14 protein-coding genes are annotated in these 14,223 nt (G+C 69.3%); 10 read left to right on the top strand and 4 right to left on the bottom strand.

Annotated features, from left to right (window positions below; genetic code table 11):
• Window positions 1-20: 20 nt before the first annotated feature.
• On the bottom strand, window positions 21-1,478 hold the full coding sequence (locus tag AC3ET4_RS22745) for a sensor histidine kinase (protein WP_431952292.1): 1,458 nt from the start codon (window positions 1,476-1,478) through the stop codon (window positions 21-23).
• A gap of 1,076 nt (window positions 1,479-2,554) precedes the next feature.
• Window positions 2,555-2,968, bottom strand: a complete 414-nt coding sequence (locus AC3ET4_RS22740; RefSeq protein WP_431952290.1) for an ATP-binding protein — start codon at window positions 2,966-2,968, stop codon at window positions 2,555-2,557.
• A 212-nt stretch (window positions 2,969-3,180) separates the two neighbouring features.
• Between AC3ET4_RS22740 and AC3ET4_RS22735 the strand changes: the two genes are divergently transcribed.
• Both AC3ET4_RS22735 and AC3ET4_RS22730 read left to right on the top strand, forming a co-directional pair.
• A complete protein-coding gene (locus AC3ET4_RS22735) occupies window positions 3,181-4,575 on the top strand; it encodes a helix-turn-helix domain-containing protein (RefSeq protein ID WP_431952288.1) in 1,395 nt (464 codons plus the stop codon).
• Window positions 4,572-5,453 (top strand): aminoglycoside phosphotransferase family protein, encoded by an 882-nt coding sequence (locus AC3ET4_RS22730; protein WP_431952286.1) that lies wholly within the window; start codon window positions 4,572-4,574, stop codon window positions 5,451-5,453. Before AC3ET4_RS22735 ends, AC3ET4_RS22730 begins: the two co-directional genes overlap by 4 nt.
• Before the next feature lie 226 nt (window positions 5,454-5,679).
• On the opposite strand, the gene AC3ET4_RS22725 is transcribed toward AC3ET4_RS22730, so the two are convergent.
• Together AC3ET4_RS22725 and AC3ET4_RS22720 are read right to left on the bottom strand one after the other, a co-directional pair.
• On the bottom strand, window positions 5,680-6,087 hold the full coding sequence (locus tag AC3ET4_RS22725; protein WP_431952284.1) for an acyl-CoA thioesterase: 408 nt from the start codon (window positions 6,085-6,087) through the stop codon (window positions 5,680-5,682).
• A gap of 64 nt (window positions 6,088-6,151) precedes the next feature.
• On the bottom strand, window positions 6,152-7,042 hold the full coding sequence (locus tag AC3ET4_RS22720) for a helix-turn-helix transcriptional regulator (RefSeq protein WP_431952283.1): 891 nt from the start codon (window positions 7,040-7,042) through the stop codon (window positions 6,152-6,154).
• Window positions 7,043-7,218: 176 nt separating this feature from the next.
• Between AC3ET4_RS22720 and AC3ET4_RS22715 the strand changes: the two genes are divergently transcribed.
• The 8 genes from AC3ET4_RS22715 (at window position 7,219) to AC3ET4_RS22680 (ending at window position 14,220) form a co-directional block, all read left to right on the top strand.
• The gene (locus AC3ET4_RS22715) at window positions 7,219-7,437 is read left to right on the top strand and encodes a hypothetical protein (RefSeq protein ID WP_431952281.1); all 219 of its coding nucleotides are present in this window, start codon (window positions 7,219-7,221) and stop codon (window positions 7,435-7,437) included.
• A gap of 653 nt (window positions 7,438-8,090) precedes the next feature.
• On the top strand, window positions 8,091-9,110 hold the full coding sequence (locus tag AC3ET4_RS22710; protein WP_431952279.1) for a hypothetical protein: 1,020 nt from the start codon (window positions 8,091-8,093) through the stop codon (window positions 9,108-9,110).
• Window positions 9,110-9,814 (top strand): ATP-binding protein, encoded by a 705-nt coding sequence (locus AC3ET4_RS22705; protein WP_431952277.1) that lies wholly within the window; start codon window positions 9,110-9,112, stop codon window positions 9,812-9,814. Before AC3ET4_RS22710 ends, AC3ET4_RS22705 begins: the two co-directional genes overlap by 1 nt.
• A gap of 117 nt (window positions 9,815-9,931) precedes the next feature.
• Window positions 9,932-10,498: a WhiB family transcriptional regulator gene (locus tag AC3ET4_RS22700; RefSeq protein ID WP_431952275.1), complete on the top strand. Its 567-nt coding sequence runs from the start codon at window positions 9,932-9,934 to the stop codon at window positions 10,496-10,498.
• Window positions 10,495-11,526 (top strand): DUF2637 domain-containing protein, encoded by a 1,032-nt coding sequence (locus tag AC3ET4_RS22695; protein WP_431952273.1) that lies wholly within the window; start codon window positions 10,495-10,497, stop codon window positions 11,524-11,526. The genes AC3ET4_RS22700 and AC3ET4_RS22695 overlap by 4 nt, the downstream gene beginning before the upstream one ends.
• Window positions 11,527-11,628: 102 nt before the next feature.
• Window positions 11,629-11,853: a hypothetical protein gene (locus AC3ET4_RS22690; protein WP_431952271.1), complete on the top strand. Its 225-nt coding sequence runs from the start codon at window positions 11,629-11,631 to the stop codon at window positions 11,851-11,853.
• Window positions 11,850-12,473, top strand: a complete 624-nt coding sequence (locus AC3ET4_RS22685; RefSeq protein WP_431952269.1) for a plasmid mobilization protein — start codon at window positions 11,850-11,852, stop codon at window positions 12,471-12,473. Before AC3ET4_RS22690 ends, AC3ET4_RS22685 begins: the two co-directional genes overlap by 4 nt.
• Window positions 12,474-12,477: 4 nt before the next feature.
• Window positions 12,478-14,220: a relaxase/mobilization nuclease domain-containing protein gene (locus tag AC3ET4_RS22680; RefSeq protein ID WP_431952267.1), complete on the top strand. Its 1,743-nt coding sequence runs from the start codon at window positions 12,478-12,480 to the stop codon at window positions 14,218-14,220.
• Window positions 14,221-14,223: the final 3 nt, after the last annotated feature.

Genomic DNA, 14,223 nt, shown 5'->3' with positions numbered 1-14,223 from the left:
TGTGGGGGGAACGGGGAAGATCAACTTTTTGTGGGCCCGGGGCCCTGGCGGGAGGCGAACCGGGCCATGAAGTCGGCCGTAGGGCCCGCGGCTGTCCCTTGTGTCTGTTCGGACGCGGAGGGGGGTGGGGTGGACGGCATGCGCAGGTGCGGTGCGGAGCTGCGGCGTATCAGCCGGGGCCTGCCGCCGGCATGCGATTCCGGACTGGAGGCTTCAGATGGACCCTGTCCGGCAGGTGCCGAGGCCGCGCCGCGGACTCGTACGGGAAGCCCGCCGGCAGTCGTGCCTGTTTCGCTCTGTGTGGGAGCAGGCAGCGGCTGACGGGAGTGGCCCACGCCGCCCGGCCTGCGGAGTTCCGCGGTGCCTTCGGCGGCATCGGTGAGCCGCGCCTCATGCTGGAGGAGCAGGCTGCCAGGGAGAACGACGATCGCGTGAGTGCCGCCGACGACGTTCGGCCGCAGATGGATCCCGATGTGGTGCCGCCTCGCCAGCAGGGCCGCGACCAGCAGTCCGATCTGTCCATCCCGCACCCGGGTCCGCCGGTCCGCCGATTCGGGGGCCGCCAGCAGGTCATTGAGCGCGTCACGTCTGAGATCCGACATGCCGGGCCCGCGGTCCAGGACCTCGATGACCAGCCCGTCGGCAACGTGCCTGGTGTGGACCTCCACATTGTCGTTGGAGTAGCGGGCCGCGTTGTCCATGATCTCGGCCAACAGGTGTACGACACCTGGGCTCACGTAACCGGGTAACGCGACCGGGTGGCTTCGCTGCCGAGGCTGGGCGATGCGCACTCTGGGGTAGTGCTCGATCTCGCCCACCGCTTGGCGCAGCACGGTGGCGACCAGCACGGGGGCCGCGGCGCGTGGCGGCATGCTGCCGCCCAGGACCGCCAGGCTTTCCCCGGCTCGACGCATCTGGGCGAGCAGGTGATCAACCTGGAACAGCTTGTGCAGGAGATCGGGATCCTCCACACTCCGCTCCACCTGCTCGATCACCGCGATACCTCGGTTGACCAGTGCCTGCAGCCGTGGCGCGATCGATCGCGAGAGGTCGGCCAGCTCGGCCTCCGGCGTGAAGGCCCGGTGCTGCTGTTTGGCAGCAAGCATGACCGCGCGCCATCCCTCCTCAAGGGCGAACCGCAGGCCGGCGACCGCGTCCGCGGGCACGTCGCCTGTGGCCTGAGGCATCTGTGGAGCCGCATGGCTCGGGAACCGGCCCTGAGCGGCCTGCTCTGCCGCCCAGGCGATCTGCTCCCTGCCTACCGCGACTGTGGCGGAGACGTCCTCCAGCGCCCGACGTAGACGATCCCGCTCATCGCTGACCCTGCCGACCAGGGCGGTGGCTTTCCTGTGTGCATCGGCGCCGCGCAGCCCTGCCCAGACAAGGACCAACGCGACTGCGGAGCCCGCAGTGATCGCAGCGCTCTGCGTCGGCGCGACGCTGAAGTGGTCCACCAGCCAGCCACCGCCGAGCACCACGCTCGCCAGAACGCCCGTCCCCACCGCAGGAGCGCCGCGCAGATCGCGAGCTAAGTCCTCACCGCGTGCCCTGCGACGTCGGTCGGGAACCACAGTAGTGCCTGAGACGTGGTCAGACACGGGCCACCTCGCGGACACGGTGTCCAGGACATGCGGAGGAGACGGGTCGACGCAGGCGGGACCGCGTAAGGCTCAGGGTGTCGAAGAGGTCGCCCGCTTTGGTGATCGATGCCTGTGAATGATCGAAGATCCAAAATCGGCTGCGGCACGGTCCAGGGCCGTGGTCGGCAAGCTCGGCGCAGTCCCACCGCCCCCCAGGGCGGCACCGTGAATGCGGGGCATGCCAGACGTGCGCCGTGCCCGCCGCCACGGGGATGAGAAGGACTTGGTGCAGTGGGCAGCACAGGATCGGGCCGACAGCGTCGGGCTGCTCCCGTAGTGCCTCCACGGCGGGCAGACCCACGCCCACACTGGTGCTGACGATGTCATGGTTGGTGGGCAGCCCTGCCGGACGCGGTGACTCCGACAGCGTGAAGTGCCAGGGCTGGGTCGTGCTGAAAGAGGGGGGCATGGATACTCCGGTTGGGACGGACTGCACCGTCCGGGGTGGGCGGGGGAGCTCCGTCAGCGGTGCGGAAGCCATGTGGCCAGGAAGACCATGACGAAGGCGAGCACGAACACGGCGATCCGAGAGATGTTCTTGCCGGACACGGCGGGCGTCTCCTGAACTGAACTGGTAAGGGTTTTTGCTAGAGGTGCGGGGCATTGGGTTCCGGACCGGCGCCGTCATGGCTGTGGGTGCACGGCGCCGGCCCGGCGGTGGTGCCACGCCCCGGATCCGTCAGGGGGAAACGGGGCCGGGACATGTCGGACGCCGTCGGCGGTGCGCCCTGGCTGCCCGGTAGGGCGGGCAGCGGTCTTGGGGGAATCCGCAGGTCGGTGTTGGAACGGCCTGCAGATGGTGCTGCGTTGTGCGGCTTGGCACGAGCATGCCCGGGATTTCAGGGGACGTGGCTGCGCGGGAACCGGGCACGCCGACCGCGCGCTCTGAACTTCGCAGTCCTCTGCAGGCTCACCTACTCGGGGGTATGGGCGATGGCGGCCACACGGATCCACACGTCCTTACCCGTGTTGGTGGGCGCGATGCCCCAGTCGTCAGCCAGGGTCGTCAAGAGGTGCAGCCCTCGACCGCTCTCACCGATCCAGTCCGGCTCTTTGACCTTCGGGATGGTGGGATCGGGGTCGCTCACGACGACGCAGGCCCCGCCCGGAACGCGTTGGACCAGCAACGTGGCCTCCTTGCCGGGGGTGTGCTTGTGCACATTGGTCAGAAGCTCGGTCACTGCCAGGGTCACGAGGTCCGCGATCTCCGTGAGCCGCCACATGTCAAGGTGCGCCTTGACGACTTGGCGGATCTGCGCCAGCTTCTCCGGTTCCACGTCGAGTCGCATCGTCAGCCGGCGGGGGAAGCTGTCGGTAGCGTCGGGCACCGTCGTGTTCCTTCGGTCACGGCACAGAGTGCGCGATGGAGGCATCGATCGTCCTTCGCCTGAGAACCCGCTGTGCGGGTTCCAGTTGCGGTGTGTACTGGGCAGGGCAAGTTCGGTAACCATTGAGGACCACGCCGGAGCGATCGCGTAGACGTCGGATGCCGACAGCCGGAGTCCCGGCCATCTGTCGGCATCAGCATCGGGAGAACGGGATGCCACAACCGCCGAAAGAGCTCGACCCCGCCCGCTCGTCGCGGGCACTGCTGGGCACGGAGTTGCGCCACTGGCGCATGAACGTCCGCGGCATGTCAGCCCGTGAGCTGGGTGAGTCCGTGCACGTCAGCGGCGACCTCATCCTTGCCATCGAGACGGCCAAGCGTTCCTGCGACGAGGAGCTGGCGCACGCTCTGGACGTCGTTCTGGGGACTCAGGGCACCCTGTCCCGGATACTGAAGCTGGTATGCGCTGACGCCGACAGACAGCGTGCCGATGCCGACAATCGGTCACCGAGCCCTTCCGTGCGACTCCACGAGGGCGACGGAGAGCGCATCCTGACAGGGCACGCATCACTTGCTCCGAACGGAACTGATCCTGTGGACCGCCGATCCTTTCTCGCTGTCTCCGGCATAGCCGCCCTGTCCACCTCAGGTCTCTCCACATTGGTCGCGCGAAGTGAGCCGGTGCTGCCGCCAGCCGTGATCCGCCCCGGTGACATCGAGCAGATCCACACTGCGGCGACGGTGATCTCGAAATGGGACAACCACTACGGCGGCGACGGCATGGTCCGTGAGGCGGCGTCAGCGCAGCTCCAGTGGGCGGCCGCACTGCTCCAGGCCGACTGCAGTGAGGACCTGAGAGCGGACCTCTTCGCCGCTGTCGCGCGCCTCGGCATGGTCGTCGGTGCTGCCGCCTTCGACGCGTACGCCCACAACGACGGGCAACGCGCCTTCAGGTTCGCCGCCGTCTGCGCAGAAGAAGCCGATGCCTGGCACCTGCGGGCCAAGATCTACTCGTGGCTGGCGCGGCAGCAGATCTGGCTGGGTAATCCGGACCGCGGCCTGACGTTCGCCGAGCTCGGCCTCGCGCGGGCCGATCGCCTCACAGCCACGGAACAGGCCATGCTGCACACCGCCAGGGCCCGTGCCTTCGCCAAGATGGGGGAGGTACAGCAGACCCTGTCCGCCGTGGGTGCGGCCGACGACGCGTTCGGCCAAGCCCGGGCTCACGAGGACCCTCCGTGGATGGCCTATTACGACGCCGCACAGCACCACGGCGACACGGGCCACGCGCTCTACGACCTGGCCTTGTTGGGACACGATCCCGCGCGGGCTCAGGAAAGGCTGCGTACGGCGGTCGCCGGACACGGTGACGAATACGTACGGAGTCGAGCCATCGCAGGGACAAAACTGGCGTCCCTGCTGATGACGACCGGTGATCCTGCGGAGGCCGCGACGATCGGTCACGCGGCCCTGGATGACGCAGGCCAGCTGCATTCTCGCCGGGCGGCTGACGACGTGCGGGAGCTGGGACTCATGGCGGGTCGCCACCCCGGGGAGCCGGTAGCGGCCGCACTCCGAGAGCGCGTCAACGCTACGGTTAAGGCATGACGGCCCCTGGGACATCCTCGTCGGTGCTCGACCAGGCGTGCGAAGCCGTAGGGATCTCCACCGCAGGCGCTGAGCCGATACGCGTCGCCGAGAACGAGATCTGGCGTCTCCCGGGCGCAGTGGTCGCACGCATCGCGAGACCTGGTCAGTGGGCCGCCGCAGTCCGCGAAGTCCGTGTTGCCCAGTGGCTGGCCGACAACGACGTTCCGGCGGTGCGACCCCTGCCGGCCGTTGAACAGCCGGTCCTCGCGCAGGAACGACCCGTGACCTTCTGGGAAGAGTTGCCGCCGCACGAGCCTGGGACCGTCAGGGATGTGGTCTACCTCCTCAAGGAGCTGCACAGCCTGCCGATTCCCGACTTCTCCCTGGGCCGACTCGAGCCGTTCGTCCGAGTCGCGGAGCGCATCGACTCGGCGAGTACTCTTGCGGCCGACGACCGCGCGTGGCTGCGTGATCACCTTGCGGCCCTTCAACAGGACTGGACCGATCTCCCGCAGGGCCTGGCGGAGTGCGTCGTCCACGGTGACGCCTGGGTGGGCAACGTCGCGCGGACCCAGCGCGGAGGTGTCTTTCTGCTGGACCTGGAACGCTGCACGGTCGGCCCGCCCGAGTGGGACCTAGTCTCCACAGCAGTGAAGCTGACCACGACCGGTACCGTCACGCGAGGCGAGTACACGGAGTTCTGCAGCTCGTACGGCACTGACGTCACCACGTGGTCCGGTTACAAGACCATGGCCGAGGCCCGGAAACTGCGCATGACGGCCTACGTCGCCCAACACGCGGCAACCAACCCGGCATGGCACCGGGAGGCCCAGTATCGAGTGGACTGCCTGCGCGGCAGAGTCCCAGGACCTTGGCGCTGGACCGGTATCACGTGAACAACAAGGGCCACGCGTAGTGAAGTTGACCGGCTTTCAGAGCGACCGGATAGGACGGCTGTGTGAGCGCGGCATCATGCCCGTGCCCGGGATCACACTGCAAAACTCAGCCTCTCCAGGGCCGACCCGGCCGCGTGGACACACCCACCCGGCCGGGAATCACGTGTCCCCAATGGACAGCCGGTCTCGCCGGCACATGTGCTCCGCAGCTGCGGAAGCCTGGTGCTCAGGAACCGGTGTAGCGGGCGATGAATTTTTTCTCGACCTCGGAGAGGCGCCGGGGGGTGCCGGTGTCGAGGTTGTAGGCGGCCATGGTGGTCGTGACCTCGGCGTACAGCTGGTCAGCGTCGCGGATCTCGTAGCCGAGTTCGAGTATCGCCCCACGACCGCGGATCACCCGGACCTGCACGTCCACGGGGTCCTCCCGGTACACCAGGGGTGCGTGGTAGTCGACGGTGGAGCGGCGGACGACGAACGCGCACTGGCGGCGGCTCGCCTCGTCAGCGGGCAGGATCTCCTGGAACATCCTGGTTCGCGCTTCCTCCACGTAGCGGAGGAACAGCACATTGTTGACATGGCCGTAGGCGTCCGCGTCCGCCCAGCGCAGCGGCAGGCGGTAGGTGTACTTCTCCACAGGCTTCTCTCTGTCTGAGGGCGAGGCTGGTCTGGGTGATGCCGTCGACATGCGGTGGGGCGGCTCACACTGGTGTCTGGAGCTCGATCCTCTTGAGTTGGCTTCCCTGCGCCCATGCGTTGCGCTGTCCGCCAAGGCTGTTGGTCTTGTCGTCGGTCTGGGCGCTCTCGACCCAGGTGAGGACCGTGAACCGGCAGTCGGGTGCGGACGCCGGGTGCAGGACATGGCTGACGACTTCGACGGTCTCCCAGTCCAAGGCCGGTACCCGCATGCGGAAGACGTGACCGTCTCTGCTCTCCTCCAGTTCGGCACCGGCTTCCCAGAGGCGTTCGACGAAGGGGTCCCTTTTCGCTTCCGCGATCAGTTGCTCCAGCTCCGGGTCGGGGAGGTCCCTGGTGGCTTGGGCGAATTTCATGATCTTCACGTACGCCGCAGCGTGCATGTCCCAGTCCTCGAACTGGTCGCGGGCCGCTGGGTCGGTGAGTGCCCAGCGCAGGAGGTTCGCTCCCGGCTCCATGACCCATGGCCACCACTCCGCCATGGCGCGGTTGAAGCTGAGGATGTTCCAGTTGCGATCCGTCAGGTAGGACGGACTGGGCATCTGGCGGTCGATCAGGAGTTGCAGAGCCTTTCTCAATTCCGGCTCTTCGGTGTACTCGATCGAGGTGCCGAGGTTGTAGAGCAGCAGTGCGTGGCGCTCATCCCGGTCCAGATCGAGGACAGATGCCAGGGCGGCACATTGTTCGCGGGTGAGTCGGAGAAACGTCGCCCCCTGCTCGACTTTCCGATAGGTGCGCTCGCTCATGCCGAGCGCTCTGGCCGCCACAGGTTGGGTGACTCGGGCGTTCTTGCGCCACAGGCGCAGCAGATGACCGAAGCCCATGTAGCGACCGGCGAGCTGCTCTGAGGAGAACTCCTCCCCGACGCCCGCGGCGCCGTTAGCCGTCGTGGCCACTGAGATCCTTTCCCGCCCTTGCGCTTCGTCGTGGCGGCGACCGGCGTAGGCGCATACAGAAAAGGGGGCGATCATACGTTCGCCGCCCCCTGGATTCATTTTTATCAATCCCCGACGATGTGCAAGCCCCAGCCCCTCGGAGGCCCGTTACTTTATAACGGGCAAAGGGGTGAAGTGTGTCTAATTTCGGCACTGAAACCGGCAATTTTTTGCCGGTTTCCGTGATCGGCAAAAGATTGCCGGTTTTCGTGAATCGTCTCGACCTTCTCACATTGATCATGATGAGAACAGCCGGCGCGGCGCTGAATATCGGTCATGTTGGTGTGCAGCGCTATCCGTTGATGCTGGACGGGTCGCCTGGCGGGCTTCTGGCCCTGCAGAGTCTACGCGCGTAGTGTCGGCCTTGACGCTCGTCTGATCGGTTGGTTAAAAAAATCACGCCGGTTGGTTGCAGACTGCAGGGACCTCGGCGTCACCGGGTCGACGCCGCTGTCGTCGCTTTGGGCGAGGGACTGGATCTTGCTCGGCTCGACGCATATGTTCGTCGTCCCTCGCGGGGGACCTGGCGCAGTGGTCAACGGCCGGGATGCTGATAACGCGCTGGAAGGAGATCCGATTGCCACAGGCGACGCCGTAAATGCCAACGGCGCCCGGGAGTTGCGAGCTCCTGGGCGCCGGGACGGCACCCCCAGGGGGTGCCTTTCACATCTCGCGGGCGGCGTGCTTCTGCACACGACAACGCCGCACCGCGCTCCTACGAGCAACGGAGTATTGCATGCTCGCCATACCGAGCGAAACCCAGTCCTGCCCGCATACGAACCGCCGGCAGCCCCCGCGGCGCAGTCGGCCGACACAAACCGCGCGGTGGCCACCGCCGCCGGCGTCAGCTACGGCCTCAGGCAGACGTGGCCCCGTCCGCGCGTCACCGCGAGGAACACGGCCGGGACGGGGGCTGGCGCAGTGACCCCACAGATTTCCCGGGCTCGGTCCGCCCATCGCTGGAGCCGGACAGCCACCGCCGTCCTCACGGCCGGTCGGGGCCGCTGACATGGCCCGGATACGAACGATCAAACCGGAGGCCTTCACCTCGGAGTCCCTCGCCGAGGTGACCGTGGAGGCCGAGCGCACCTTCTTCGGCCTCCTCACGCAGGCCGACGACCACGGCCGCCACCGTGACAACGCCGCCGTCATCGCGGGGCTCCTGTGGCCCCTGCGCGCCGAGCACACCAGCGTCCACGTCGAGGACGACCTCCAGCAGCTCGCCAACGCGGGCCTCATCTGCCGCTACACGGGCTGCGACGGACGGCGTTACCTCCATGTCGTCACCTGGCACCAGCACCAGAAGATCGACAGGCCGAGCCAGTCGCGGCTGCCGGCCTGTCCGCAGCACCACGCGGCGGACCGGTGCGGTTCCTGCAAGGGCGTCTGCGCCAAGGGAACCGAGGTGTTGCCCAGCTCTGCGCGAGGGTTCGCCGACGCCTCGACGAATCCTCCCGGAGCCCTCGACCGGACCGCGCCACCCTCCTCGGGACCAGCCGCTCCGCGAGACGCGGCGTCGCTCCCTCACCAGCCCGCCCTTGCCGATCCCGACGCCGCCTCCGGCCCCACACAGGGCGACGTTGCAGGTCAGACGGCCTTCGCCGACAGCTACCCGACCCCTCCCCGAGGCCTCGCAGAAGCCTCGGGTACCGGATCTAGGATCTTGGATCCTGGATCTTCCTTCCCTACGGGGCGCGAAGCGCCCGCAGCCCAGGCCTCGGCCAGCCAGCTTCTCGGCGAGTACATCAGCGCCTGCGACAAGCGCCCGCCCAGCGACGTGATCGGACACCTGGGCCGGATCACGAAAAGGCTCCTGGCCGAGGGAATCGACCCGCAGGACATCCGGGCGGGGCTGTCGAGGTTCGCCGCCAACCCCAAGCACCCGAGCGTGCTGACCAGCATGGTCAACGAGGCGATGAACTCCCGATCCGCCGGTTTGGCAGGGCCGGGATCCGGCCCTAACGTGCCCGCTCACCGGGCGTGGACCAACCCGGTCGACGTTGCCGCCGCCTACGCCGAGGAGCTGTGATGGGCACCCGCACCCGCGACCCCCAGCCCCTCGGCACAGCTGGCGCCCTCGACCGGATGGCCCGCATCCTGGCTGACCGCAACATCACCCAGCCCTCCCGCACGGCCCCGGCCGCCGAGCCCGACGGGCTTTCGCCGCTGGAAGCCCTGTCCGCTGGCATGCCCCCGCGCTACAGGGAGGCCGTCGCAGACCATCCACAGGTCCTGGCCTGGGCCCGCGAGGTCGCCGAGCAAGCCGTCGCCCCCAGCCTCGGTGCCCGCAAGCAGGTCGTGACCGGTCCCAGCCTGCTGATGGCCGGCGTCGTCGGCGCAGGCAAGACACACCAGGCCTACGGCGCCATCCGGTTGCTCGTGCGGATGGGCCTCGGCGTGCGCTGGCGAGCGACCACCGCCGCCGACCTCTACGCGTCACTGCGTCCCCGCCAAGGCGTCGACAGCGAGCGGGAGCTGGCCGCGATCAGCCGGTGCCCACTGCTGATCATCGACGACCTCGGCGCGGCCAAGGCCAGTGAGTGGGTCGAGGAAGTGACGTACCGGCTGGTCAACCGCCGGTACAACCACATGCTCCCGACGCTGGTGACCACCAACCTGGCTATCAAGGACCTTCGGGCCCACCTCGGCGACCGCGTGACCAGCAGGCTCGCCCAGATGACCACCCGGGTCCAGTTCGAGCCGGTGGACCGCAGACGCCTCCTCGCCACCTGACTGCCGCACGTCGACACCCGGGCCGCGCCTCCCAGACGCGCCGCCCGACGTACCCCCGTACCCACCGCCTCCCTCCGCTGGCGCCTCTGCGCGCGGAGAGCGATCGGAGCACACCGCATGACCACGACGACGAACAACGCTGCCCGCCACCGCCTCCTCGGCGACCAGACCTGGCAGGACCGAGCCGCCTGCCGGAGCACCGACCACAACCCCGTGGATCCCGACATCTTCTTCCCCCAACCCGACGAGACCGACAAGATCACTGCGGCCAAGTCGCTGTGCGCCCAGTGCCCCGTCCGCCACATCTGCCTCGACGCCGCCCTCGAGGCCGGCGACACCCACGGCATCCGCGGCGGAATGACCGAGGAGGAACGCGAACCGCTCCACGAGAACCTCGCCAGCCGCCTCGACTACAGCCGGGTCAACGCCGCCATCGCCGGCCGCGACATCCACCTCACCAAGACCGAGCGCCGGGCCGTCGCCCGCGCCGCCTACCACCAAGGCCTCACCGAACAGCGCCTGGCCTGGCTCCTGAAGATCACCGAGGAGCACGCCCAAAAGCTCTACCGCGAGACCCGGCGAGCCCTGCGCAACCGGAACCTGGAACAGACCACGAAGCCCGCCCCGCCGAACGAGCCCACCGACGAACGCCTCGGCCGCGACGCCTACGGGACGGCCGCATGAGCCTCTCCACCGCACCCGAGACGACGCACACCACCAGATGGGACCGCGCGGTCGTCATCGCCCTCGGCGGTGCCGGATGCGCCCTCTCGTACGACGCCCTCCAGCAGATGGCCGTAGCGATCCACGTCCGCGGCTTCCTCACCTACCTCTTCCCGCTCGTCATCGACGGCTTCATCGCCTACGGGGTCCGCGCCCTCCTGGTCCTCCGGGACGCACCGCTGCGCGCCCGCCTCTACGTCTGGACCCTCTTCGGCACCGCCACCGCCGCCAGCATCTGGGCCAACGCACTGCACGCGGTCCGACTCAACGAGGAGAGCCCCAGGACCGACGGGCTGAGGCTGGGAGACACGGTCGTCGCCGCCCTGTCCACGATCGCCCCCCTCGCCCTAGCCGGAGCCGTTCACCTGTACATCCTCATCGCCCGCCGGGCCACCGGAGCCGGGATGCCCGGACCCCCGGACACACCCGGTGTCCGGACGGAGCGGATCACCGATGACCGCCCGGACACCGACCCGGTCCGGGGCGGACGAGGCCGAGCCTCGGTCGCCTCCCGACACCGCGCCGCGTTGCCCGGCCCGGACACCGGCCGCCCCGCGGGCACCAGGGGGCCGGACACCTCGGAGACCCTCGCCCCGGACACCCTGCCCGGAGAGCAGGGGAAGTTGGACGAGCCGGGGCCTGAGCATGGTGACCGCGAGACCGACCAGGGCGGACACCTTGCCCCCAGGCCGCGCCCGGTCACCCGCCCTGCCCTCGCCAAGCGTCCGGACACGACCGCGGGCGCGACCGTGGAGACCGGCCCCGCTGCCCGTCCGGACAGCGGCGCCCGCAAGCCGCCCCCGGTCACCGACGAGGAGCTTCTCGTGATCGCCCGTCAAGCGGTCACCGGGGCTGGTGACCTGACCCGGAAGGTCGTCGCGGACGCCATCCGCGGTCACGGGCACGGCCTCGGCAACGACCGGCTGACCGTCCTGATGCAGCACCTACGCAAGGAAGCGGACAAGGCTCCTGCCACCCAGACCAGCTGACCGGACAACCCACTCGCGGGTACGCCGGCCCAGACACCCGGACCGGCGTACCCGCCGAGCACACGCCCCCTGATACCTTGCACACGCACCGGAGCCGCCACCATGCGCACCACCTCGGCCACCCGAGCCGAAGCCGACGCCTGGATCACCGTGCTCAGCAGGTACGGACACCTCCATCACGCCGAACCCGGCCCTGACGGAGCCTGGACCGTCCAGCGCACGCCCACGAGCACACCCCGCACCCTCCATCACCCCGTCCTCGCCCTCGACTTCGTCGCCGAAGTCCTGCGCGACGTACGCCGCGACATACCCGGAGTGCCCCGATGACGCTCCCCGATCCGCTCGGCACACCCCCTGACCTGGGCGAAGGACACTGTCCGGCACGAGGCCGAGCAAGCTGTAGCTTCCGAAACTCCTCCGCAGCCACAGGCCGCGGAGGAGTTTCGGAAGCGCATGCCCCCACCCCCGAGAGGGCGGGGGACCCTCGGCACCAGGGGGCACCGGACTCTGAGGCCGCGACCGAGGGCGGATCGCAGCCGGAGGGAGAAGTAGCCGAGCGTTCCGCGCCGCGTACACGCCCCCGCCTGCGCCAGAGCGCGCACCGAGACCAAGTCCGCAGCGTCCGCCTGACCCGCGACGAACTCGACATCGTCAAGCGCGCCGCCGAAGCCGTCGGCCTGAAGACCGCCGGGTTCCTCGCCGATGCAGCGGTCGCGGTCGCCCAGGCCCAAGGCGGTCCCAAGGCATGGCTGTTGGACCAGCGCGGGCGCGTCGAGGAGCTGATGTCCGCCAGTGCCCAGCTCGCCCGCGCCGGCAACAACCTCAACCAGGTGGCCCGCGTCCTCAACTCCGGCGGCCGGGCCGAGTACGCCGATGACGCCGTCGCCCGCGTCCTGCGCGCCGTCGCCAGGGTCGAGGCCGCCGCCATCGAGATGGCGAGGCGCTGACACCGTGGTCCCGGACATCTCCACCGGCGGCCGCACGTACGGACTCCTCGCCTATCTCTACGGCCCCGGCCGCCGGGACGAACACACCGACCCGCACCTCGTCGCCGCCTGGATGCCAGAACTCGCACCCGACCCCGGCCGCGACCCGACCGCCACCCTCAAGCAGCTCACCGACCGTCTCGACCTCCCCGTCCTCGCCGTCCCGAAGGACCGCCGCCCGGCCCAGCACGTCTGGCACTGTCCTGTCCGCACCGCTCCTGGTGACCGGCACCTCACCGACGCCGAGTGGGCCGAGGTCGCCCGACGCGTCGTCCACGCCACTGGCATCGCCGAGGAAGGCGACGACAAGGCGTGCCGCTGGATCGCCGTACGCCACGCCGACGACCACATCCACATCGTCGCCACGCTCAAACGCGAAGACGGACGAAGCCCCCGCCGTCACCAGGACGGCATCCGCGCCCAGGCCGAGTGCCGCAAGATCGAAAAGGAGTGGGGTCTGCAGATCCTCAACGAAGGCGACCACACCGCCGCCCAACGCCCCACCAGCGCCGAACGCGCCAAGGCGGAGCGCACCGGCCGCACCGAGCCGCCCCGTGAAACGCTGCGTGAGCACGTCCGCCAGGCACTGGCCGGCGCCGCCGACGAGAACGAGTTCTTCCGCCGTCTCATCGAAGCCGGCCTGCGCCTCGAAAAGCGCCTGGCCCCCTCCGGCGACGTCCTTGGCTACAAGGTCGCCCTGCCCGGCGACCGCAACCGTGACGGCGAGCCCATCTGGTTCCCCGGCTCCCGCCTCGCCCCCGACCTCTCCCTTCCCAGGATCCGCCAACGCCTCGCTGCCGGACCGCCTGAGGAGGAGCCGATGCCCGCCGCCAACCTATGGGCCGCTCGCCCAGCCGGTGCTCGCCGCGACGCCACCCACGTCGCCGAGCAGGCCGTCAATGCACTTGCCGGGGACGACGACGCGGCAGGCGCTGCCCAGCTCATCGGCGTCGGCGAACTCCTCGACGCCGTCGCCCAGACCGCCCCAGCCTCCACCCGCAAGGAACTCGCCCAGGCCGCCCGCGCCTTCGAACGCGCCACCCGCTCCCACACCCGCGCCGAGCACGCCGACCACCGCGCCCTCCGCGCCGCCGCGCGCGGCATCGTCCTCGCCGGCAACGCCCTCGGCAAAGGCGAGGACGCCGGAGCCACCGCGATGCTCCTGTCCACGATGGTCCTCGTCACGATCGCCGCCGTCCACTGGCACTCCGCCCGCGGCCACGCCCAGCAGGCCGCCGCCGCACGACAAGCCACACAACACCTGCGGGCCGCCTACCGGTCCGCAGCCGCCACCCCCATGAAGGGGATGCGCGAGCAAGGCCGCCGACTCCCCACCCCTGTACGCGATCGCTACGCCCACACGATGGAAGCAGCACTGCCTGGTCAGGCTGACCGCATCCTCCGCGAGCCCGGCTGGGACGCGCTCGCCGCCACCCTTGCCCAAGCCGAACGAGCCGGACACAACCCCGACGCACTGCTCCAGCGGGCGATCGAGTGGCGTGAGTTGGAGACCGCCGACAGCGTCACCGACGTACTCGTCTGGCGCCTGCGGCGCATCGGGAAGCTTCCCGCCACTGCGTACCTGCCCCGCACACGAGTGCACCTGCGGACACCACCGTCGCAGCCCCGGCCCCCGAAGCGGCAGGCGGTCGAAACAACAGGTCGTACCGACACGGGCAGCTCCCGAAGGCCGGGCCCACGACGCTGACCA

The sequence above is a fragment of the Actinacidiphila sp. bgisy167 genome (genome assembly GCF_057707665.1).
The sequence above is the reverse complement of the archived record's forward strand: the minus strand, read 5'-3'. Positions and strand labels throughout refer to the sequence as shown.